Below are 22,816 nucleotides of genomic sequence, written 5' to 3'. Positions count from 1 at the left end.
GGTTGAGAGTCGTCGCCCGTCAACTTTTGGCTGCCTTACGGCGGACATACCCGACCGCGCTGGTGCCCAGGAAAAGCACGATCCCGATGATCGCCAGCCAGATCAGGCCCTTGATGGCGAATCCGACGATCGTCAGGACGAGCCAAAGGACCAGGAGAACGATCAGGAATACAAGCATGACCCACCTCTGTTGTTCGACGGAATCAAACCGACCTGGCTGACTGCGGCCATCGACGACCACCAGGGCGGACGCTACAAGGCCAGAGTCCACCGTCTGTTGCACGATGTCCACCGAGCAGCCGCGTTTGCCGAGGCCTATTGCGGTGGCCGACGGGACGACTTCGGGTCCATAGGCCTGCGGATCAGGGCCGTTCGGTAGGTAGCCCTGATGGTGGCCGGCGTGAAGACTCGAAGCAATATCAGTCGATACTCTGTCGCCGCACGTCGCGGCTTGAAAGGAACTGAATCATGCGCCGCAAGACGTTCGATGCGCTGCTCACCTCTGCCGGGTTCGTTCTCGCGATCGTCCTGGTCGCGGCCGGCGGTCTGTTGCTATGGGCCCACAACTTCGTCGACAACCAGGTCCACAGTCAGCTCGCCGCACAGCAGATCTTCTTCCCCAAGGCAGGAAGCGACTCACTCAACGACCCGGCGGTCAAGCCGTACCTGTTCAAGTACGCCGGCCTGCAACTGGTGACCGGCGCCCAGGCCGAGGTGTACGCCAACCACTTCATCGCCGTTCACATCAACGAGATGGCCGGCGGCAAGACGTACTCGCAACTGTCCGCGGAGTCGCTGGCGAACCCGAACGACTCCAAGCTGGCCGGCCAGGTGCAGACGGTGTTCCGCGGTGAGACGCTGCGCGGCCTGCTGCTCAACGCCTACGCCTTCGGGAAGATGGGCCAGATCGCCCTGTTTGCCGCCATCTCCGTGTTCGCGGGCGCCGGAGTGCTGCTGATCTTGTCGCTGCTCGGCTACGCCCACCTGCGCCGGGTCCCCGTCGACGCCGAGGTGATGCCGAAACTGATGAGCGCGGTGCCCCGCACCGCCTGATCCAGGCACCCCGAACCGCCGACCCGTCGCAGGGTCGGCGGCTTCCGTCGTGCTCGCGCTCGGACGCGCACACCGTGATATCGCGCCCTCGGCTCGCCGAGGGCGCCGGTCGGCGGCCCACGAGTTCGTGTCTCAGGTCTCGGTGAGCCGACGGACGCGACTCTGCAGGACGAAGGTCCCTCCGGATGAGGGTCCCCTGCGGCGCCGGGACGGGCTCCGCGCCTCTGCATCTCCCGCCCGAGTGGCGAGACGCTGGAAGTGAGAGAAGGGCGGAAACAGATGAGCACATGGACCCGGACCGGACCAGTGGTGGTCGAGGTCGATGGACGTGCGGAGAATCTGCGGGTGGTTGACTATGCGGCCGCGGAGGCGTTGCGACGTGGCGCCGAGCTGGTGCTGGTTGCGCCGTACTCGGCGCACAGTTCGTTCTCCCCGATGACGCTGGGATATACGCCGAAGCCGCCGGCCGAGCTCGCGGATGCCACGTTGCGGGCGGCTGCCGCGCATGTCAGGCACCGGGATGGCTACGCGCTGCAGCTGGCTGCGGTTGCCGGTGAGGGATCGCGCACGCGGGTGCTCGCGCACGCGGCGCGGAACGCGCGGATGCTGATCGTCGGCAGATCGCGTGGTCGTGGTCCACAGCAGCTACTGAACACGCACACGAACCTGACGCTGGCGAGTCGGGCCGGCTGTCCGGTTGTCGTCGTACCGGCGTCGTGGAAGCCGTCGCTGCAGGACCGCAAGGTTGCCGTCGGCATCGATGGTACGGCGCTGTCGTCGGAGGCGCTCGAGTTCGCCTTCGGTACGGCGGCCGGCCGAGAGGCGGAGCTGGTCGTCGTGCACGCCGGCCTGCCCGCGGAGCACGCCTGGAACGACGACGACCCGGAACACACGTGGATCAGCCGGGCAGATCATCTCCTGTCGGAGACGCTTGCCCCGTGGGCGAGCCGGTTCCCGGAGGTGAGAGTGACGCGCTTCCTGAGCAGCCGTCAGCCGGCCGCCGCGCTGGTGCAGGAAAGTGGCGACGTCGGCCTGGTCGTCGTCGGTTCGCACGGTAGTCCGTTGCCCATCGATCCGGTGGCGCGCCGCTCGGTGGCCGCGATGACGTGCCCGGTCGCGATCGTGCCGCATCACCGGCCCACGGTCGAGCACGAGCTCCAGCAGTGCGGCGACCACGTCGTACCGACGAGCTGACTCGCCGAAGGTCCCGGCGCGGACGGGACCGTTGCCTCTGGTGCGCTCCGTGCGGAGGACGAGATGCTCGTGTACGGCGTGCTGGACCACGTACGGTGGGTGATGGCGAAGGAGACGGTGATGACGATCAGGGTGTTTCTGCTGGACGACCATGAGGTGGTCCGGCTGGGTCTGCATCAACTGCTGGACGCGGAGCCGGACATCGAGGTCGTCGGTGACGCCTCGACGGCCGCGGAGGCGATCGCGCGGATCCCAGCGGTTCGTCCCGATGTCGCTCTGCTGGACGTTCGGCTCCCTGACGGTGACGGCATCACCGTCTGCCGTGAGATCCGGTCGTTGATGGACACTCCGCCGGCCTGCCTGATGCTCACGTCGTACTCCGACGACCAGGCGCTGTTCACGGCGATCATGGCCGGCGCAGCGGGCTACCTGCTGAAGCAGATCCACGGTGACGCCTTGATCGAGGCGGTACGACGTCTCGCCGCCGGCGACTCGCTCCTGGACCCGGCGATGACCATGAAGGTGCTGGAACGGCTGCGCCACCCGGTCGCGGAGGAGGATCCGAGGTACGCCGCCCTGACCGAACAGGAGCGCCGGATCCTCGCGGAGATCGCCGAAGGTAAGACGAACCGTCAGATCGCCCAGTCCCTGTACCTGGCTGAGAAGACGGTCAAGAACTATGTCTCCTCACTGCTGCGCAAACTCAACCTCGATCGCCGCACCGAGGCCGCCGTTTTCGCGGTCGAACACGCGAACAAGCAGCGGCAGTCGTAGAGCGCTGCGGATTCCTGTTCACCCCCGGCGCGGGTCAGTTCGGCGTTGTGCCGTCTGCGGGGCGGTCCCAGGTGCTGCGCTGGATGGCGGCGCTGATGTCGTCGGCCCAGGCACGGATCTTGGTCCAGTCGCGGGAGTCGCCGGCCAGATCGCCGGTGGCGAGGCGCCGGGCCAGGAAGCCTTTGGCGGTGTCGCGTTCCAGTCGGCCGGCGAAGGTGACCGCGGGGGTGGCTCCGATCTCATGCGCGAGCCGGCGTACTGCGGCTGGCATCTCCTGGACCTGGTCCTTGTCGGGGCCGACCGGTCCGCTGTGGAAGAGCCAGACCTGCCGGGTGCAGAGCGCGTCGACGTGGTTCCGCAGGAACTGTACGGCCTCGCGCCGCCAGCGGCGGATGTAGATCGCGCTGCCGAGTACGACGGCGGCGTACGGCTCGATGCTGTGGACTTGGGCGACGTCGAGTACGTCGACGTCGTGCCCGTGCTCGCGGAGGTCGGCGCCGATGGCCTCGGCGATGCCGGCGGTCGCGCCCATCTTGCTGGCATAGGCAACCAATACGTTCCTGGACATCTAGAACTCCTTCTCGTCAGCTCCAGCACAGCAGCTGGGGATGCCGTGGAGGCAGTGCCGAATGACCATCACTGGCGGGCCTGATGACCTGCGGCCGTGGGCCAGTGCCAGTTCCTGATCTCGGGCATGTCCTCGCCGTGGGCCAGGATGTAGGCGTGGTGCCGGGTCCGCTGGTCGATGAGCCATTGGCGGACATCCGCGGCCTGCTGGCCGAGACCGGGGACGCGGTCGATGACGTCGAGGGCGAGGTGGTACCGGTCCAGGTCGTTGCGGACCACCATGTCGAACGGCGTCGTGGTGGTGCCTTCCTCCTTGTAGCCACGGACGTGGAGGTTGCCGTGGTTCGTCCGCCGGTAGGTGAGTCGGTGGATCAACCACGGGTACCCGTGATACGCGAAGATGACGGGCTTGTCCGTGGTGAACAGCGCGTCGAAGTCGGCGTCGGGCAAGCCGTGTGGATGCTCACTCGCCGGCTGCAGACGCATCAGGTCGACCACATTGACGACCCGGATTTTCAACGACGGCAGGTGCTCGCGCAGCAGGCTCACCGCGGCGAGCGTTTCGAGCGTCGGTACGTCGCCCGCACACGCCATCACCACATCGGGAGAACCGTCGTCATTGCTGGCGAAGTCCCAGATGCCGAGGCCGCGAGCGCAATGCAGGGCAGCGGCCTCCGGCGCGAGCCAGTCCGCCTGAGGCTGTTTGCCGGCGACGATCACGTTGATGTAGTCGTGACTGCGCAGGCAGTGCTCGGCGGTCGACAGGAGCGTGTTGGTGTCCGGCGGCAGGTAGACCCGGATGACTTCGGCCTTCTTGTTCACCACGTGGTCGATGAAGCCGGGGTCCTGGTGGGAGAACCCGTTCTGGTCCTGCCGCCAGACATGTGAGGTGAGCAGGTAGTTGAGGGAGGGGATCGGCCGGCGCCACGGGAGCGAGCGGGTGACCTTGAGCCATTTCGCGTGCTGGTTGACCATCGAGTCGACGATGTGCACGAATGCCTCGTAGCAGGAGAACAAGCCGTGGCGGCCGGTCAGCAGATAGCCTTCCAACCACCCTTGGCAGGTGTGCTCGCTGAGGATCTCCATCACCCGGCCGTCGACCGCCAGATGCTCGTCGGTGGGTAGGACGTCGGCGTTCCACGCCTTGCCGGTGACGTCGTACAGCGCGTCCAGCCGGTTGGATGCCGTCTCGTCCGGACCGAAGACGCGGAAGTTCCGATGCGGCAGGTTGTCCCGCATCACATCGCGCAGATAGGCGCCGAGGATGCGGGTGGGCTCGTGTTCGGTTTCGCCCGGGCCGGCCACCGGTACGGCGTACTCGGTGAGATCCGGCAGGTCGAGGTCCCGGCTGAGCAGACCGCCGTTGCTGTGCGGACTGGAACCCATCCGGCGGTCATCGGGCGGAACCTGTGCGAGCAGCCGGTCCACCGGCCGGCCGTCGGCGTCGAACAGTTCCTCCGGCCGATAGCTCCGCAGCCATTCCTCCAGGAGCCGCAGGTGGTCCGGTGACGTCCGGACCTGTGCCAGCGGCACCTGGTGCGACCGCCACGTCCCTTCGACCAGTACGCCGTCGACCTCGTGCGGCCCGGTCCAGCCTTTGGGCGTGCGCAGGACGATCATCGGCCAGGGCTGGCGGGGCGTCCCGCGGCTCGCCCGTGCCTCGGCCTGGATCCCGGCGATCTCGTCGAGGACCTGGTCGAGGGTGAGCGCGAGCGCCTGGTGGACGTGCTCGGGTTCGTTGCCTTCGACAAGGTACGGCCGGTAGCCGTACCCCTCGAAGAGGCGGGTGAGTTCGTCGTCGCCGATCCGCGCGAGGATGGCGGGGTTGGCGATCTTGTAGCCGTTGAGGTGCAGGATCGGCAGGACCGCGCCGTCGGTGCGGGGGTCGAGGAACTTGTTCGAGTGCCACGAGGTCGCCAGCGGACCGGTCTCGGCCTCGCCGTCGCCGACTACACAGGCGACGACCAGATCCGGGTTGTCGAGCACGGCGCCGTACGCATGGCTGAGGGAGTAACCCAGCTCGCCGCCCTCATGGATCGAGCCGGGCAGCTCGGGTGCGACGTGACTGGGGATGCCGCCGGGAAAGGAAAACTGCCGGAACAGCTTCGCCATCCCGTCGGCGTCCCGGGACACGCCCGGGTAGGTGTCGCTGTAGCTGCCTTCGAGCCAGGTGTTCGCCGCGATGGCCGGCCCACCGTGCCCTGGACCGATCACGTACATCATCGCCAGGTCGCGGCGCCGGATCACCCGGTTCAGGTGCGTGTAGAGCATGTTGAGCCCAGGCGTCGTACCCCAGTGACCGAGGAGGCGCGGCTTGATGTGCTCTGGTCGCAGCGGCTCGGTGAGGAGCGGGTTGGCGAGCAGGTAGATCTGGCCGACGGACAGGTAGTTGCCCGCCCGCCAGTAGGAGCCGAGGTCGGCTACCTCGTCGGCGGACAGGGGCTTGCCGGTGAGCACATCCATGGTCCCAGCGTTCCGGTCGCGGGCGATGGTCAACCAGAGGCAAAGGTCCCGCTGAGGTAGGACCCAACGGCACTGGCTCGCGCGCGCGAGGCGAGGTGGGCTGGGAGGGGTGTCGGAAGGAGACGTCATGGCGGCGGTCGACCAAGTGGTGGGTGGGCGGCCCGATGCGGGCTGGGACGTGCTGGCCTCCGACGGTGCGGTGGTCGGGATCCGGCCGCTTCGCGAGGACGACGAGCCGGCCCTGGAGGCGATGAACCAGCGGGTGTCGGACCGGTCGATCTACCTGCGGTTCTTCGGGATCAGCCGAGCGTCCGCCGATGAGCAGACGCACCATCTGGTGAGAATCCATGACGGGCACGTCGCCTTGGTGGCCGAGTACGGCGGTCAGCTGGTGGGGGTGGCAAGTTACGAACCGCTCAGGACGGGCGAAGCGGAGATGGCGTTCCTGGTCGAGGACTCGGTCCATGGCCGGGGGATCGGGACGTTGCTCCTGGAGCAGCTCGCCGCCGTGGCCAGGGAGAACGGAGTCCGGCGGCTGCGTGCTGACACGCTGGTCGAGAACGCGGGGATGCTGCGCGTGTTCGCCGGCTCCGGTTTCGACCAGGTCCGCAGCATGGACAGCGGAGTCGTCGAGCTGGTACTGGACACGGCGTACCGGCCGTCGACGCTGGAGCGGATGGCCGACCGTGAGCGGGGCGCTGAAGACCGCTCGTTGCAGCGGCTGTTCTCGCCGCGCGCGGTGGCGGTGGTCAGCGCCGGCCGCACCCCGGGCGGGATCGGCCACGAGGTCTTGCGGAACATCGTCAAAGGCAACTTCACCGGATGCGTGTACGCCGTGAATCCGCACGCGGAGCAGGTCGCAGAGGTGCCGTCGTACCCGTCGGTCGTCGATGTGCCCGGCGTGGTCGATCTTGCGGTGATCGCGGTACCGGCGGAGCACGTCCGGCAGGTACTGAGCGAATGCGGATCCAAAGGCGTCCGGGGAGCGGTCGTCCTGACCGCCGGCTTCTCCGAGGCCGGGACCGCCGGACCCGAGCTGCAGCGGGACATCCTCGAGATCGCCCGCCGGCACAGTATCCGGCTGATCGGACCGAACTGTCTCGGCCTGGTCAACACCGACTCCGAGGTGCGGCTCAACGCGACCTTCGCCGAAGTGGCCCCGACACCCGGGTCGCTGGCGATCGCGGCGCAGTCGGGTGCCGTCGGCCTTGCGGTGCTCGACCAGGCGGCCCGGACCGGGCTGGGAATCTCCGAGTTCGTCTCGCTCGGCGACAAACTCGATGTCAGCGGCAACGATCTGCTGCTGCACTGGTGGGGCGACCCGCGGACCACGGTGATCGGGCTGTACCTGGAGTCGTTCGGGAACCCGCGCAAGTTCGGCGGACTCGCCCGGCTGGTCGGCAGGACGAAGCCGATCCTGGTGGTGAAGGGCGGCCGGTCAGCAGGCGGTCGACGGCCCGGTGCGTCACACACCGCGGCGACGACGACGCCGGAGACTGCCGTCGACGCACTGTTCACGCAGTCCGGCGTCCTGCGGATGGAAACTGTCGAGGAGCTCGTGGAGACGGCCCGGGTGCTCGCGGTCCGGCCGTTGCCGCGTGGCCGGCGGATCGCCGTTGTCGGCAACGCCGGCGGTGCCGGTGTGCTCGCGGCGGACGCGGCCGGTCGGCTCGGCCTCGAGCTGCCGGAACTCAGCGAAGCCATTCAGCGCGAGCTGGCCGCGGTCGATGCGGTGGGATGCGGAAATCCCGTCGATCTCGGCGCGGCGGCGTCACCGAAGAGTCTTGCCCGGGCCTTGAAGGTGATCGTCGACAGCGGCGAGGTCGACGCCGTACTGGTCTGTTGCGCCGCGACGCGTCCCGGCCGGGTCGAGGACATCTACGACGCCATCGCCGGCTCCGCGGTCGAGGCCGACCTGCCGATCGTCGTGAACTGTGTCGGCGCGCCGCGCCTCGCGCCGGAGGTCGTGCTCGCGGACGGCCGCCGCTTGCCGGTGTTCCCGTTCCCGGAGAACGCCGTACGTGCGATGACCCGCGCCGTTCGGTACGCCGAGTGGCGGTCCCGGCCGCAGGGCGTCGTACCGGAGCTGCCTCGGGTCGATGCCGTCGGAACGCGGGCTGTGGTCCGGCGGTTCCTCGAGCACAAACCGCACGGTGGCTGGTTGGAGTCGCTGTATGTCGGCCGGCTTCTGCAGTGTGCTGGGGTTCCGGCGATTCCGGTGCTGGCTGCGTCGGGCCGCTCCGAGGCGATCGCGGCGGCCGAGTCGGTGGGTTATCCGGTCGCGGTGAAGACCGCAGCGTCCGGCGTACTGCGCAAGACCGACATCGGAGGAGTCCGGGTCGGACTGGCGAACTCGGTGCTGCTGGCGACGGCGTACGACGAGATCACCGCTGCGGCCGGGGATCCGCAGGTCGTGGTCCAGGCGATGGCGCCGAGTGGGACCGAGCTGGTGATCGGCGTCGTGCGGGACCATCTTTTCGGCCCGATGCTGATGGCCGGCAGCGGCGGCATCCTCACCGACTTGCTGGCCGACCGCCAGTGGCGAGGACTGCCGCTCACGGACCTGGACGCCACCGACATGGTGCACGCACTGCGCTGCGCACCGCTGCTGGCCGGCTACCGCGGTGCACAGGCCGCCGATCGGGAGGCCGTCCTCGACGTCATCCACCGCATCGCCTGGCTCGCCGAGCTGGTCCCCGAACTCGCGGAACTCGACATCAACCCGCTGATCGCCGGCCCGTCCGGCGCCTTCGCGGTCGACGCCCGAATGCGCCTCACGCCGACGACGTCCGAACCCGACTGGCACGCCCGACGCATGCGCGCGGCCGGCGCATGACCAGCCTCGGCGTCGACCCCGCCGCCGCGACGCCGGGCACGGCCGGGGACTTGGCCGGCACCGCGGCGCGAGCCGCCGACGATCTTCTCCGCGAGCTGGAGGTGCGGCCCGACTCGGGCCTGACCGGCGACCAGGTCGAGCGTCGTACGGCGATCTTCGGGCCCAATGCGGTCAGCTCGCATCGCGCTCGCTGGCTGCCGGTGCTGTGGCATCAGCTCCGGTCGCCGCTGCTCGGCCTGCTGGTCGCGGCCGCGGTCGCGTCGTACGTGATCGGCGAACGCGGCAGCGCGGTCATCATCTGCGCGATCGTCGGTGTGTCGGTTGGGCTCGGGTTCGGCAACGAGTTCCGCGCCGAGAAGGCGGCCGAGGCGCTGCACTCGCAGATCCGTCACGAGACCGTGGTCCTGCGCGACGGGCGGGAGGTCGCGGTTGACGTGACGACGCTGGTTCCCGGTGACCTGGTGCGGTTGCGACTCGGCGAGGTGGTCCCTGCCGATCTCCGGTTGCTGTCGGTGAACAGGCTGCAGTGCGATGAGTCCGTCCTGACCGGCGAATCCTTGCCGGTCACCAAATCGACCGACGCGGTCGACGCCGGAAGCCCCCTGGCCGAACTGTCCTGCTGCGCTCTGATGGGCACGGTCGTGCACTCAGGCAGCGGAACCGGCGTCGTGGTGAGCACCGGACCGCGGACCGAGTTCGGCAAGATCGCCGCCGGCCTGAACACGCATCCGCTCGACACCGAGTTCCAGGTCGGCCTGGCGAAGTTCTCGATGCTGCTCGTGTACGTCGGCGCCGTGTTGACGACGGTGATCTTCGGGCTGAACCTCGCGCTGCACAAGCCGATCCTCGACGCTTTGCTGTTCTCCCTGGCGATCGCGGTCGGCATCACTCCTCAACTGCTCCCGGCTGTGGTCTCCACCAGTCTGGCGGCGGGGTCGCGACGGATGAGCCGGCTGAAGGTCTTGGTGAAACGGCTGGTCTGCATCGAGGATCTCGGTGACATCGACACGTTGTTCACCGACAAGACCGGGACGCTCACCCAGGGCCGCATCGACTTCATGCGCGCGGTGCCGGCCGGCGACGACGAACCAGACGCGGTCCTGCGGTGGGGGTTGCTGTGCACCGAGAACGCCTCGTCCACTGGGCCGGGGGTGGGCGGAAACCCGCTCGACCAGGCCCTGTGGGACTCGTCGGCCGCCGCCGGCGCACAGCACGCCGTACCGGCGGGTTTCACCCAGGTCACGGTCCTGCCGTTCGATCACGAACGGCAGATGGTCTCCGTGCTCGTCAAGGATCCGGACGGCAGGCTGCAGTTGATCACCAAGGGTGCGCCGGAGTCCGTTCTGGCTCGCTGCCTTGATGTGCCGGCTGCGGCCGAAGCTTCCTTGCAGGCCGAATTCGCCGACGGGAACCGGGTCGTCGCGGTCGCGATCCGGCAACTCGACCACCCGCAGGACACGCTGACGGCAGCAGACGAGGACGGTCTGCGACTGGTCGGCCTGCTGGTGTTCCTGGACCCGCCGAAACTCGACGCTGCCGACGCACTCCAGCGACTGGCGAATCTCGGAATCAGCGTCAGGATCGTCACCGGTGACAACGCGGCGGTCGCTCAGAAGGTCTGCCATGACCTCGGCCTGGGATCGCGCCCGGCTCTCACCGGTACCGACATCGACGCCCTCGACGACGCTCAGCTCGCCACGGCTGTGGAGACGACAACTGTCTTCGCGCGGGTCAGCCCCGAACACAAAGCAAGGATCGTCCGGGCCCGCCGACGCAGCGGCGGTGGGGTGGCGTTCCTCGGTGACGGGGTCAACGACGCGCTCGCCCTGCACGCGGCCGATGTGGGGATCTCGGTCGACTCCGCGGTCGATGTCGCCAAGGACGCCGCGGATGTGATCCTGCTCGACAAAGACCTCGACGTCCTCGCTGACGGGGTAGCGGAGGGACGCCGGATCTTCGCGAACACGATCAAGTACGTGCTGATGGGGACCTCGAGCAACTTCGGCAACATGGCCTCGGCCGCAGGGGCATCGCTGTTCTTGTCGTTCCTGCCGATGCTGCCATCGCAGATCCTGCTCAACAACCTGCTCTACGACAGCAGCCAGCTCGCCATTCCGACTGACAACGTCGACGACGACCAGCTGCGGCGCCCTTCGCACTGGGACATCCGGTTCATCCGCCGGTTCATGATCTTCTTCGGTCCGCTCAGCTCGGTGTTCGACTTCCTCACCTTCGGGGTGATGCTGTGGGTCTTCCACTCGGGTCCCGCCCAGTTCCGCTCCGGCTGGTTCGTCGAATCGCTGGCCACCCAGACTCTGGTCATCTTCGCGATCCGGACCCGGCGGATCCCGTTCTTCCGCAGTCACCCCAGCTTGCCGCTGACCCTTGCGGCGTTGGGCGTTGTGACGGTTGGTGCGGTCCTGCCCGCGACGCCGATCGCGCACGCCTTGGGCTTCCAGCCACTTCCTGGCGCGTTCTTCGCCGCGCTGATCGCCATGGTGATCAGCTATCTGATGCTGATCGAGGCCGGCAAGCGGATCTTCTACGGCGCCGCCGAGGCCGTCTCGCGACCACCGCGGCCCGACCGCCGACGTCACCTCCGTCGCCGAGCCGGCTACTTCAGCACGGCCTCCCCGGCCGCGGCAGCCGACATCGCCAACTCGGCCACCAGCGCCCCGATCGGGCACTCAAGTCGTCGGATCGCCATGGCCGCACCGAAAACGCGACGCGCATGAAGCCCTGACCCGCGCGAGTTCCTCCAGCAGATGACCAGCGCCCGGCGCTCCCCTACCGGCGCGGCCCACGCCGCCAGTGCCCGAGGGCCGAGAGGTCAAGCCGATGCCCGTGGTCACCCTCAACCCGAAGATGCTCCCGCGCCTGGACGAGATCGAAGGCGTCGACCTCACACTCACCTTCCTCCGCACCAAACGGACCCAGACCCGGCGATCGGCCGTCCTCGGCATGTCCCGCGAGCCGCATTCCGAAGCTGATCCAAGACACACCCAATATCTGTGATGACGGGAGTAGACATTGCACCCTCGGCTGTGTAATGTTCCTGGTGTTGACAGAGAAGAACAGCGAAGCTGACGTGGACAGCTACCGATCTGTCCAAGGTTGTGCAGTAGGTACGACGGCGGACTCCGCCGGGCCGATCAGTGAAGGGGCTCGGGTTTCACGCCAAGGTCAGAGTCTGTGGAGCCAGTGGTTGAGCGGGGTTCCAGGCTTGACGGATCGAAGTGGCAGTTCGCAGTTGAAGTCGCAGTAAGCAGCTAGTAGTCGCAGTAGTTCTTCGCAGTTCCGTACCCGCAGTAGCAATGCGCAGTTGTAGTTGCTGTTTGTAGTTGAGGTAACAGTAAGTAGTAGTTGTTCGAGAGAGAAGGGAACGGATTACGCCGTCGGATCGCCCGCCAGTGCCAGTACTTCGCCGGGCGGGTGCCGTAGCTCCATCGGATTGGAAGGTGGTCTTCGGTTACGCAATCAGCGATCCACGCAGCGATGGCCTCCACATGGCGCGCTGCGGACATGCAAGGTCGGCCTCACGGCCGGTAGATGGTGACAATCCAACAACCCGTGGGCCCCGGTGCTTCGGCACCGGGGCCCTTCGGCATGGAGGTTCGATGACCCCAGATCTGTACACGGAGACTCCGATGAGCACATCCCAGCCCAATGGGCCGGCCCACTTCGACGATGACGACTACCCCGCCTTCACGATGGGCCGAGCCGCGGAGATGCTCGGCACTACGCCCGGATTCCTGCGGAGCCTGGACGAGGCGAAGCTGATCAGCCCGCAACGTTCCGAGGGCGGCCACCGCCGGTACTCCCGCTACCAGCTGCGCCTCGCGGCCCGGGCTCGTGAGCTCGTCGACCAGGGAACCGCGCTCGAAGCAGCCTGCCGGATCATCATCTTGGAAGACCAACTCGCCGAAGCTCTGCATATCAACGAGCAGCGACGGGAACAGAGCTAGCGACTCGGGGATCCGCTGGGCTTCAAACGCCCGAGACGAGGCTCTGCGGAACCCTCCGGCCGGGGGTAGTGAGACCGCAGTCAGGCCGGCCCGCCTGCTGACCGAACCCGGCGTCCTCACCGAGGCATCCGACAAGTTCGGTGAAGGCCGCGGCCCGGACCTCGACCCGTCCCCCGAACCGTACTGGTAGCCCTCGAAGCAGAACCTCAGCACGCGTCTGACCAGCCGTGACCGCTCATGTACAGCGACCAGTACGGAAGCTCCGACGCGAGTCAACCAATGCCAGCGTCAGCATCGATCCGACGGCCACGCTGACGGTGGCATACTCCGTGCTGACGCCGCCGGCCACCAGCCATCGGCAGCACACCGTCGTGGCCGTCGCGCCACCGCCCGGCATCAGATGGCTGATCCCCAACCCGGTCAGGTCCGCCCGGAGCATCCACGAGCACCTTCCCAGCAGCTCGGTGCCGGCGATCTGGGGCAGGACCAGCTAGTCCACAGCGAACGCAACCAGCACGCTCGCGCCGCGGCGGACCCACCTCAGCCAAGCTGACGACCACAGTCGCCACCATCGCCCTGGTGGGTCCGCGACCTGGCTACTTTCCAGCGATGACGGGTGAACCGTTGGTCGTGGCCTCCGGGACCGGGACGGCGACAGGCGTCGTCTTGGGGATCGGTACGGCGGCCGCGGCTTCCCTGCTCAGGAAGGCGCCGAGTTCGCCGATCGTGCTCATCAGCGGCGCTGGGAACACCACCGTAGTGTTCTTGTCGACGCCGATCTCGACCAGGCTCTGCAGGTTGCGCAACTGCAATGCGAGCGGGTGCGCCATCATCGTGTCGGAGGCGTCCCCGAGCGCGGCGGCCGCGAGAGCCTCGCCTTCGGCGGAGATGATCTTGGCGCGCTTCTCCCGCTCCGCCTCGGCCTGACGGGCCATCGCGCGCTTCATGCTGTCGGGCAGCTGGATGTCCTTCAACTCGACCAGCGTCACCACCACACCCCACTCGACGGTGGCCACATCGAGGATCTCGCGGATGTTGACGTTGATGACGTCCGTCTCCGACAAGGTCTCGTCCAGGGTGTGCTGGCCAACGACCTTGCGCAGCGTGGTCTGAGCGATTTGATTGATCGCGGCCTCGACGTTCTCGATCGCTACGACCGACTTGACCGCGTCGACGACGCGGTAGTAGGCGACGGCCGATACATCGACGCTCACGTTGTCTTTGGTGATGATGCCCTGCGACTGGATCGGCATCGTGACGATCCGCAGTGACACCTTCCGCAGGATGTCCACGAGCGGGACGATCAGCGTCAGCCCCGGGTTCTTCACCTCCTTGACCTTGCCCAGCCGGAAGAGCACCCCGAGCTCGTACTGCGTGACGATCCGGACGGACAACGACAGTCCGATCAGGATCACGACGGCGAGAATGATCAGGAACAGGGTCATGGTGCACTTCCTTCGCTTGAGCGGCCAAGGTGGCCACTCGTCCAGTGTTGCTCTGTGGTACATACCGGCCGCGCCCCTACCGTCATCGCGGCGTCTTGAGGTGTCCGCTCAAGACGGAGGGCCACGCGGGTGAGGGCGCGGAGCGCGGCCAGGGTTTCGGCGATCTCCTGGTGGGAGCTGGGCGGATGGACGGTCCGGAAGAGGTCGTCGCGGAGTTCTTCGAGTCGATCGACGAGGTGGGTGATCTCGTCGGCGACGATCGCGTCGTACGGCTGGTGAAGATTGGCAGGGTGCCGCCGCGGTAGGCGGTGAGCGTGCACCGCGCTTCTGCCCGGCGGCGCTCCTCGACGTACCAGTGGTCGGACCTGCTGCTCTCCGCAATGTGGGGACAGTTCGGCCTCCCACCGGTCGATCCCGGGCTGCAACTTGCTGGTCATGACTGCTCGTCGGGAGGAAGGAAGTCGGCGATCGGTCGGCGGGCGGTGGTCGCGGTGCCGGGGTGGCTTTGGCCGAAGCGGATGATCATGTGGGCGTGTCCCGGCCGCAGCGTGAGGTTCTGGATCCTGCGACGCAGGTCTTCGAACTCGAGTGGCTGGTTGAGGAACGACGCGCTGAGGCCTGCTCGGGTCGCGGTCAGCAGGACTCGTTCGAGCGCTGCGCCGGCGGTGACCTGGTCGGCCGGCTCGTCGCGGTCCGTGGACAGTACGGCGAGGTCCGGGCGGGCTTCGAAGGTCGCCTGCGCGCGGAGGTGGTCGACCGGCCGGGTGGCCATCTCGCGAACGGCTCCTGGGTAAGTGGTGGATCGCGGTCCGAGCGCCGAGCTGGGGATGCCGTCGGTGCTGCGTTCACCACCGACCCAATGGGCGCGTTCGGTGCGGCGATGCCAGTCGCTGATCTCGCGCAGGTCGGTGTCGAGCACCAGGTCGACCACGCTGTCGACCTCCGGCTCGCCCAGCCAGGTCAGTTCGGCGCCGCCGGAGTACGCCGCCAGCATCAGAGCGACGCGGGTCTGCTCCGCCAACGGCGTGCTGTCGACCGGGCGGCGATCGGTGTGCCGGCGCGGGATCTGGGCGGCGAGGTCGGCCAGCTCGTCGTCCGGTGCGTTCGTCGGTTCGATGACGATGCGGGCCAGCAGCCCGGGCTCTTCCGGGTACGGCGCGAAGCCGTACCAGGTGCTGTACCCCAGAGCGGAGGCCGCGCAGCGCAGGTTGAAGATCGCCGCGCCGGCCGAGATCCGCATCGCCCGGCCGGTGGGGTCCTCAGCCGGCAAGGTACGCGAGCCGTCGAGGAAAAGGTCCACAACGTGCCCGTCCACCTCGAACCGCCAGGGCTGGGTGTTGTGCATGCTGGGCGCGGCAATGGCCGCTCCGAGCAAGGTGTCGACGTGGTCCGCAGGCAATTGCTGGTCAGACATCGGGCCTCCCACTGTGATACTTCATCGTCCCGCCCGGGAGGAGGTTGGCGCTGCGGGCAAGAGTCCCGACTCGGGAGGCCGTTCGGCAGTCAGTCGCCGATCGGTGCCCTGAACTCGATCACAGTGCCATGGGGCTCGTTGTCGCTGATCTGGGTGGCTCCGCCGAGCGCCTGAGCACGGTCGGTCAGGTTACGCAGGCCGCTGCTGCGGGTGCTGGAGCCGATGCCGACGCCGTCGTCGGAGATCCGGGCCACCACCGCACCCGAGCCGACCGAGACCTCGACCGTCGCCTGCGACGCCTGGGCATGGCGGACGATATTGGACAGCGCTTCGCGGACCGTCGCCAGCATCTGCGGCCGGACAATGGCCGGCACGACGGTGTCGATCGGGCCGGTGCAGATCAGCTGAGGCCTGAACCCGAGCGGTTCGGCGTACACCGCGACCAGCGCCTGGAGGTCACTGCGCAGCGAGCTGGCGCCCGGTGTCTGCTGGAGCTCGAAGATCGCGGCGCGGAGGTCGTGGATGGTCATGTCGATGTCGTCGACCGCCCGGCTGAGACGTTGCTGATGTTCGGGGTGGGCGAGCCGATGCATGCCCTGCAGTTGCAGTCCGGTGGCGAAGAGCCGTTGGATCACCAGGTCGTGCAGATCCCTGGCGATCCGATCGCGATCCTCGAGCACGGCGAGCGTGTCGCGGTCATGCTGCGCCTGGGCGCGTTCCAGGGCCAGGGTGGCCTGCCCGGCGAACATCCGGATCAGGTCCGCACCCTCGGACACTCGCGGGTTCGGCCCTTGGTCCATCGCGACCACGAGCAGACCGCCAGTGCCGGAGCCACCTGCGGGCAGTGGAGCCATCGTTGTCCGCCCCAGATTCGCCGCTTCGGGGAACCCGGCCAGTCCGCCGGCGTCCTTGAGCAGCTGCGCCAGGTCCTCGATCACCACCTGCTCGGACCTCGTGGTCGCGTTGCCGAGCACGGGAAGATCGGCCGGGACATGGCGGCCGAGGAACTGGTGGAACTCCGGTGGTCCGTCGACGGCGCGCACGACCAGGTCGGGGCCTGCGGCGAGCAGCACTGCTGCCACCTGTGCGCCGGAGACTTCGCGGGCTCGCCGGGCGATCAGCTGGAGTGCCTGCTCGGGCTCGAACTCGCCGAGCATCAGCTGGGTGATCTCGGCGGTGACCTCGTGCCAGCGTCGGCGCTGCTCGCTGTCGGCGTACAGCCGGGCGTTGTCGATCACCACCCCGGCGGCGGTCGCGAGTGCGGTGACGGTGCGCTCGTCGTCCTCGGTGAAGTCGGCGCCGCCGGTCTTCTCGGTCAGGTACAGGTTGCCGAAGGCTTGCTCGCGGGTCCGGATCGGGACGCCGAGGAAGCTCCTCATCGGCGGATGGTTCGCCGGGAAGCCATACGACCGGGGATGTTCGGCGAGCTCGTGCAAACGGATCGGTTCAGGGTGCTCGATCAGGAGACCCAGGATGCCGTGACCTTCGGGGTACGGGCCGATCGCGGCGATCTGCTCGTCGGTGACCCCGTGGGTGATGAAGCGGACGAGCCGTTTGCCGTCCGGCCCGACCACGCCGAGAGCGCCGTACCGGGCTCCGGCCAGTTCGCAGGCGGCGGTCACGATCCGGTCCAGGGTGCCGTTCAGGTCGAGGTCGGCGCCGATGCCGACGACCGCGTCGAGCAGGGCGTGCAGTCGCTCCTGGGTGTCCATGATCTCGTCGACCCGGCCGAGGAGTTCCTGCAGGAGGGCATCGAGACGGACCCGGGACAGCCCGGCGTACTCCAGTGCCCCTTCGTCCCAGCTCCCTCGCTCGGCCCGCGAGCCATCAGCCACGGCTCCAACGTACTCCGAAAAGTTACCGCCGGAATGAACTCCTGGACTCGGGACGCTGCGCCCAGGGGAGCAACCGCCGTCCGTCGACCGACTCGATCCCCAATCTGAGCAGGTACGGGGCGTCCACCGGCAGCCAGGAATGCAACGGGAGGCTGTGGCGGAACACCTCGATCTCCTCTGCGGGGACGACCGACAGGTGGCCGATGGCAGTCACTGTCCAGCCGACGTGACGCTCGAGGTCTACGTCGTCGGCCTCGAAGGCGACCACGTCACCACGCTCCGCGGCCCGGAGCTTGTCACCGCTTGCAGTGCTGAGCACGACGGTGTCGTCGTCCAGGACGAAGTTGACCAGCCGGACGGCAGGGAGCCCGCCAGACGTATAGACGAGCCGTCCCAGCGGGACCGACCCGAGGAGACGCAGGCAATCTGCCGGACTGACCATCTCGAGCCGGGAGCGGTCGAAATGACTTTGCGTGCTCATGAGGCTCTCCCAACGATCGACAAACCCACGATCGTCCAGCGCGGGGCGCCGCAGTAGGGCCGAAGGTCCCGGACTCGATGGGGACTGTCAGCAGACCCCGGCCACGGATCAAGTTCGTACGGACCGGGCCGCCGAGTCGTGGATCCCAGTCGGCGATACGCCCGGAACCGCGACCCGCGTCTCGGCGGCCAACCTCCATCGGAACCACCAGATCCGCCATGACCCACCAACGAGCCACAGCCATCAACTGTCCGACATGTCCCTCCACACATCCTCCAGAACACATACCGTTCTGGGTGCAAAACCGTCCCCGCATCGGTGGTGGTGTTGGCCGAGCCGTTGAAGGCCTGCCGGAACCCAGGCTTCCGGCGCGACGCGAAGTCGGCGGGAAGGCTGTACCGTCCTAACTACAGCACCTGTCGCGGACCGTGGATGGGTGTGCTGCTGCCCAAGACCCTGGCGGTACTCCAACTGAGTACTGAAGCCAGGGAGTTGGGCCCGATGTTTCTGAGGCGCGACCACGACCACGACCATCAGCCAGACTCGGGCGCCGGACGTGACAACCTGGATTGGCCGGCCGACGAGCGCCTGTTGCTCTCGCTCGCGATGTGGGGCGACCTCGGTGCGGCGGGGGCGGTGTGCGACCGTCACGGCGCCGCACTGTTCCAGTTGGCGTGCTCGATCCTCGGGGATCATGACGACGCGGAGTCGGTGGTCGTGGACGTGATCGTTGACGCCTGCACGCGAACCGACGCGACCCGGCTGGGTGTCAGCCTGCGCCATGAGTTGGCCAGGCTCACCTACGCGCGTTGCCTTCGGCTGGGGTCAGCCGATGAGAGACGCGCCGGCGAATTGAGCGATTGGCTCAGGGACGCCGAGGGCTCCGCTGCGACGACGATGGCCGAGCTGATCGCCGGTCAGCAGCGAGTCGCCATCGCCTTGGTCGGGCTTGGCGAGTACACCTGCCGGGACGCTGCAGCCTTGATAGGAACGTCGGAGGCCGCCGTAGCGGATCTGGTCTCAGCCGGTCTGCGGGACATCAACAGCCGCGGGACTGCTGCTATCGATCGGCGCAGGTCCGACTCCGGCGTCGGATTGACCTGTCGCCTTCGAAGCGGTGTGAGCGCGCGGATTCATAAGCTGTAGCCGGGCCTCCGAGCCGAGCCGACTGGCTCGCCGTGTCCGTTCAGGAGATCCGGGTGCCGGCTGTTCCGGCGACGACAACGGCGGTGTCGTCCAGGGAGCCGACCGCGGCTCGTCTCTCGGTGGCTATCCCTTACCAGTAAGAGCTTTCGCGCATCATCGGCAAACGGTGATCGACCTCTGCTGGAATTCAGCGGTTACGGGGTTCGGCCGACAGGGTCCGGGTCGAGCTCGAGGCGTGTGGTTAAGGTGCGTGTTCGTCCTCGGACACCAGCTTGCATGGAGCGAGCCTGCGGTCGCTTCGCTTCTCAGTGCGCGTGCTGCGCGTGGTCCCATCCACGCCGGGCTGCCGCGGGAACTTTCTACGGCGTAGATCTCGCTACCGGCTCGGCACCTCCACCGCGGCGCGCCGTTCGGTCGGTGTCGGCGTACCGCGATGAGGACTCAGGGGGTGTAAGGATGCTTGTATGACGTTGGCGGCGTTGCCTGAAGAGTCCTTTCAGCGGGTGTTGTGCGTTGTCGCACACCCGGACGACATGGAGTACGGCAGCTCTGCCGCCGTCGCTCGGTGGACTGCGCGTGGGATCGAGGTCGGGTACCTGCTGCTCACCCGCGGCGAGGCCGGAATGCCGAATCCGCCCGAGGAGACGGCTCGGCTGCGGCTTGCCGAGCAGCAGGCCGCGTGCGACGTCGTGGGCGTCACGCACCTGACGGTCCTCGAGCATCCGGACGGCGTGCTCGTCTGCGGCCTCGAGCTGCGCCGCGACATCTGCCGGGAGATCCGCCGGTTCAAGCCCGACGTCGTGCTCGGCGTCGGCTACGACGTCGAGACGCCGTTCGGCTTCGACCAGGCCGACCACCGGGCCGCCGGGCTCGCGACCCTCGACGCGATCCGGGACGCGGGCAACCGCTGGGTCTTCCCCGAGCAGATCGACGACGAGCACCTCGAGCCGCACTCACCTCGCTGGTACCTCGTCCCCGGCCTCGCCGGCGCCGCGACCCACGGCGTCGACGTTACCGGTGAACCACTCAGCAAGGGCGTCGCCTCGCTCGAGGCACACGCCGCGTACTTGGCCGCGCTCCCCTGGCACCCGGCCCCCGCCGACATCATCCCGATGTTCGCGGCGATGGGCGGTAAGGCCATGGGCGTCGAGCATGCCGTCCTGTTCCGCGCCCACGACCTGCAAGCACCCCCGGCCTTCCCCACCGACGGCACCCAGGACTGACACCTCGCAGCCGCCTCAGCCTGTCGTCAGTGCGACAGGGCGCTACCGGATCGCGGATGTGCCCGCGATCCGGTAGGAAGGCGGGCACATCCGCGAGCAGCTCAACAGAGTGGGCGCAAGGATCACTTCTCCGCGGCGCGGCCGGCGTACCGCTGCTTGAAGTCTGCGGACTCGTTCGCGGTGATGATCACGTCGTAGTAGCCGTCCTCGGTCGGCCAGGTGATGACGCCGTGCTTGCCGGCGGGCACCACGATCGTCGTCTTCTTCCCGGCGAAGTCGTTCGCGGTCAGCGTGTACGTCACTGACCGGCGGCCGATGGCGGACAGGGTGAACTCGACACTCGCAGCCGACCGCCCGTGCGCCTTGACCAGCCGGACGTCGACCCGCGGCTGGGCCGAGGTCCGGTCGTTGGCCGGGACGAGGGTGCCGGCGAAGGACCGGATGAAGTGATCGGGGCCGTAGAACGTGAACGCGTACTTGCCGTTCGTTGTCTTGGTGTCCCAGGTGTACGACTTCGGCCGGCCGTTGCCGGCCGTGAGGGGCAGCGCGTCCTGGCCGATGCCGAGCGGCTCGGCGCCGACGAGGGCGGGCACGTACTTGTCGGCCAGCCCGACCAGGCTGACTGCTTTGCCGTTGGGTCCGCCTTCGACGGTGAAGGTCGCGGTCGCGGTCCCGGTCGCGGGGTTCTCGACGAGGACGCCGTTGGGCTGGAACGTCAGCGGGCTCCGCTTCGCCCTGCCGGTGATCGGCTGGGTCGGCATTACCTGCGCGCCGACGGCCGGCTGGGGTACGGCCGGCAAACCGGCGTCCACAACGACGGACTTCAGCAGGTCGGCCGGCTTCGGCAGTTTCGGGAACGACGTGTCGAAGTTGCCGAAGTCGATCGCCGAGAGCAGGTTGCCGGAGACGCTGCGCCGCCAGTCGTTGATGTTCGCGCAGATCGCCGGCCGGCCGAGGCTCTTGGTCCAGTCCTCGATCAGCTGGATCGTCGAGGTGTGGTCGAAGACCTCGGAGTTGACGAAGCCGCCACGGGTCCACGGCGAGACCAGCACGAACGGCACCCGACCGCCCATGCCGGGCTTGATTCCGGGCGCGCGCTCGCCGACCGTACCGGCCTCCGGGATCGGCGGTACGACGTGGTCGAAGAAGCCGCCTTCACCGATGCGGTTCGCGTGGTCGGGCTCGTCGTAGTTCAGGATGATCAGTGTCGACTCCCACAGCTCGGGGTTGTCGTGCACCGCCTGGATCACCCGGTCGGTGTAGACCGCGCCGTTGTTCGGGGCGTACGTCGGGTGCTCGGTCCACGCGGCCGGCGCGACGACCCACGACACCTCGGGGATGTCCCCCGACGCACAGTCGGCGATGAAGTCCCGCAGCACGTAGTCGACGTTCGAGGTGTCGTTCTTGATGCCGGCAGGCTGCGTGGTGTGGGCGTACACCACGTTGCCGCGGGCAAGAAGGCCCTTGCGGGGCAGGGTGTTCTCCGGGTTCGCGTTCTTCGGGTCGAACGCCGCGAACGAACGCACGGTGTTGTCCGTGTAGTCGCCCAGGAAGGCGTCGTCGGTGTCGTTGTTGACGTAGATCTGCCAGCTGACACCGGCATCCTGCAGCGTTTCCGGGTACGTCTTGAACTTGTAGGCGTAGCCGTAGTCGCCGTTGTTGTTGATGACTGGACCGCCCTGCGTGCCGGCCGCGTCGTTGGTGCCGGCCCACATCATGATGCGGTTCGGGCTGGTGCTGGTGTCCAGCGAGCAGAAGTAGTGGTCGCCGATGGTGTACGCCTTGGCGATCGCGTGGTGCCACGGCACGTCGGCTTCCATGAAGTACCGGTTGCGGGCGCTGGTGTTCTGCGCGTTGTACTTCAGGCTGTCGGCGTGGTACGGCAGCAAGTAGCCCTCGGCGCGGCTGTTCGGGTCGTAGTAGATCGTCTGGCCGTTCTGCCAGGTCAGCACCTGCTTGTCGCCGAAGCCGCGCGCGCCGGCCAGGTCAAGCGTGCCGAAGTAGTGGTCGAACGACCGGTTCTCCTGCATCACGATCACGACATGCTTCAGGTCCTTGATCGTGCCGGTACGACGCGTGTGCTGCGCCGTCGTCGAGCCGGTCGTGCCGACGGCGGTCGCGGCCGACTCAGTCGCAGCGGCAGCCGGTGCGACCGCGTCGGCGGAGGCCGGGGACGTCAGCCCCCCGGTGGCGGCAACGGCGCCCGCGGCGCCTGCGGCCTGCATCAGCCGGCGCCGGCTGATCCGGTTGCGCTCCGTGGCCGCCCTGCTGCCGTCCGCGGATGCCGAATCGTTGTCAGACATAGGTTTGCTACCTAATCTCTCGTGGCGGGGATTCCCCCAAAGTCAACTGCCAAAGGTCCGGACCTCGCGAGGATCGCGTCATGAACATTCCCTGAAGACTCAGAGGGTTCGTGATCT

Annotated in this window: 18 protein-coding genes; 9 read left to right on the top strand and 9 right to left on the bottom strand. The window is 67.8% G+C overall.

The features are described from left to right. Positions 1-19: 19 nt before the first annotated feature. Positions 20-178 (bottom strand): hypothetical protein, encoded by a 159-nt coding sequence (locus JOF29_RS17955; RefSeq protein ID WP_209695325.1) that lies wholly within the window; start codon positions 176-178, stop codon positions 20-22. Positions 179-468: 290 nt separating this feature from the next. On the opposite strand from JOF29_RS17955, the gene JOF29_RS17950 reads away from it, so the two are divergent. The 3 genes from JOF29_RS17950 (at position 469) to JOF29_RS17940 (ending at position 3,021) form a co-directional block, all read left to right on the top strand. Then, positions 469-1,053, top strand: coding sequence for a hypothetical protein (locus JOF29_RS17950; protein WP_209695324.1), 585 nt, complete (start codon positions 469-471; stop codon positions 1,051-1,053). Between the two features lie 279 nt (positions 1,054-1,332). Beyond that, the gene (locus tag JOF29_RS17945; RefSeq protein WP_209695323.1) at positions 1,333-2,247 is read left to right on the top strand and encodes a universal stress protein; all 915 of its coding nucleotides are present in this window, start codon (positions 1,333-1,335) and stop codon (positions 2,245-2,247) included. Between the two features lie 63 nt (positions 2,248-2,310). After that, positions 2,311-3,021 (top strand): response regulator, encoded by a 711-nt coding sequence (locus tag JOF29_RS17940; protein WP_425557272.1) that lies wholly within the window; start codon positions 2,311-2,313, stop codon positions 3,019-3,021. A 34-nt stretch (positions 3,022-3,055) separates the two neighbouring features. On the opposite strand, the gene JOF29_RS17935 is transcribed toward JOF29_RS17940, so the two are convergent. Next, on the bottom strand, positions 3,056-3,589 hold the full coding sequence (locus tag JOF29_RS17935; protein ID WP_209695322.1) for a flavodoxin domain-containing protein: 534 nt from the start codon (positions 3,587-3,589) through the stop codon (positions 3,056-3,058). A gap of 68 nt (positions 3,590-3,657) precedes the next feature. Beyond that, positions 3,658-6,051 carry a phosphoketolase family protein gene (locus JOF29_RS17930; RefSeq protein WP_209695321.1) on the bottom strand — a complete coding sequence of 798 codons (2,394 nt, stop codon included), beginning with the start codon at positions 6,049-6,051 and terminating at the stop codon, positions 3,658-3,660. Between the two features lie 127 nt (positions 6,052-6,178). Here JOF29_RS17930 and JOF29_RS17925 point away from each other — a divergent pair, with 127 nt between their 5' ends. The 4 genes from JOF29_RS17925 (at position 6,179) to JOF29_RS17910 (ending at position 12,852) form a co-directional block, all read left to right on the top strand. Further along, complete coding sequence (locus tag JOF29_RS17925; RefSeq protein ID WP_209695320.1) at positions 6,179-8,887, top strand: bifunctional acetate--CoA ligase family protein/GNAT family N-acetyltransferase; 2,709 nt, start codon at positions 6,179-6,181, stop codon at positions 8,885-8,887. After that, positions 8,884-11,622, top strand: coding sequence for a magnesium-translocating P-type ATPase (gene mgtA, locus JOF29_RS17920; RefSeq protein WP_209695319.1), 2,739 nt, complete (start codon positions 8,884-8,886; stop codon positions 11,620-11,622). Before JOF29_RS17925 ends, mgtA begins: the two co-directional genes overlap by 4 nt. Positions 11,623-11,725: 103 nt before the next feature. After that, a complete protein-coding gene (locus tag JOF29_RS17915) occupies positions 11,726-11,902 on the top strand; it encodes a hypothetical protein (RefSeq protein WP_209695318.1) in 177 nt (58 codons plus the stop codon). 632 nt (positions 11,903-12,534) lie between these two features. After that, on the top strand, positions 12,535-12,852 hold the full coding sequence (locus JOF29_RS17910) for a helix-turn-helix domain-containing protein (protein ID WP_245357646.1): 318 nt from the start codon (positions 12,535-12,537) through the stop codon (positions 12,850-12,852). Positions 12,853-13,087: 235 nt separating this feature from the next. Here the strand turns inward: JOF29_RS17910 and JOF29_RS17905 are convergent, their stop codons facing one another. The 5 genes from JOF29_RS17905 to JOF29_RS17885 all read right to left on the bottom strand — a co-directional run bounded on the left by JOF29_RS17905 (position 13,088) and on the right by JOF29_RS17885 (position 18,027). Continuing rightward, positions 13,088-13,291: a hypothetical protein gene (locus tag JOF29_RS17905; RefSeq protein ID WP_209695316.1), complete on the bottom strand. Its 204-nt coding sequence runs from the start codon at positions 13,289-13,291 to the stop codon at positions 13,088-13,090. A gap of 157 nt (positions 13,292-13,448) precedes the next feature. Further along, a complete protein-coding gene (locus tag JOF29_RS17900; protein WP_209695315.1) occupies positions 13,449-14,297 on the bottom strand; it encodes a slipin family protein in 849 nt (282 codons plus the stop codon). 433 nt (positions 14,298-14,730) lie between these two features. Continuing rightward, on the bottom strand, positions 14,731-15,711 hold the full coding sequence (locus JOF29_RS17895) for an Acg family FMN-binding oxidoreductase (protein WP_209695314.1): 981 nt from the start codon (positions 15,709-15,711) through the stop codon (positions 14,731-14,733). An 89-nt stretch (positions 15,712-15,800) separates the two neighbouring features. Further along, a complete protein-coding gene (locus JOF29_RS17890) occupies positions 15,801-17,546 on the bottom strand; it encodes a GAF domain-containing sensor histidine kinase (RefSeq protein ID WP_209695313.1) in 1,746 nt (581 codons plus the stop codon). A 22-nt stretch (positions 17,547-17,568) separates the two neighbouring features. After that, complete coding sequence (locus JOF29_RS17885; protein ID WP_209695312.1) at positions 17,569-18,027, bottom strand: pyridoxamine 5'-phosphate oxidase family protein; 459 nt, start codon at positions 18,025-18,027, stop codon at positions 17,569-17,571. A 432-nt stretch (positions 18,028-18,459) separates the two neighbouring features. On the opposite strand from JOF29_RS17885, the gene JOF29_RS17880 reads away from it, so the two are divergent. Then, on the top strand, positions 18,460-19,173 hold the full coding sequence (locus tag JOF29_RS17880) for an RNA polymerase sigma factor (RefSeq protein WP_209695311.1): 714 nt from the start codon (positions 18,460-18,462) through the stop codon (positions 19,171-19,173). Between the two features lie 464 nt (positions 19,174-19,637). Next, entirely contained in the window at positions 19,638-20,396 is a 759-nt protein-coding gene (locus tag JOF29_RS17875) for a PIG-L deacetylase family protein (protein ID WP_209695310.1), read from the top strand. Between the two features lie 122 nt (positions 20,397-20,518). On the opposite strand, the gene JOF29_RS17870 is transcribed toward JOF29_RS17875, so the two are convergent. Next, on the bottom strand, positions 20,519-22,699 hold the full coding sequence (locus JOF29_RS17870) for an alkaline phosphatase family protein (RefSeq protein ID WP_209695309.1): 2,181 nt from the start codon (positions 22,697-22,699) through the stop codon (positions 20,519-20,521). Between the last annotated feature and the right edge of the window lie 117 nt (positions 22,700-22,816).

It is taken from the genome of Kribbella aluminosa (assembly GCF_017876295.1).
In the GTDB taxonomy this organism is placed as follows: domain Bacteria; phylum Actinomycetota; class Actinomycetes; order Propionibacteriales; family Kribbellaceae; genus Kribbella; species Kribbella aluminosa.
The sequence above is the reverse complement of the archived record's forward strand: the minus strand, read 5'-3'. Positions and strand labels throughout refer to the sequence as shown.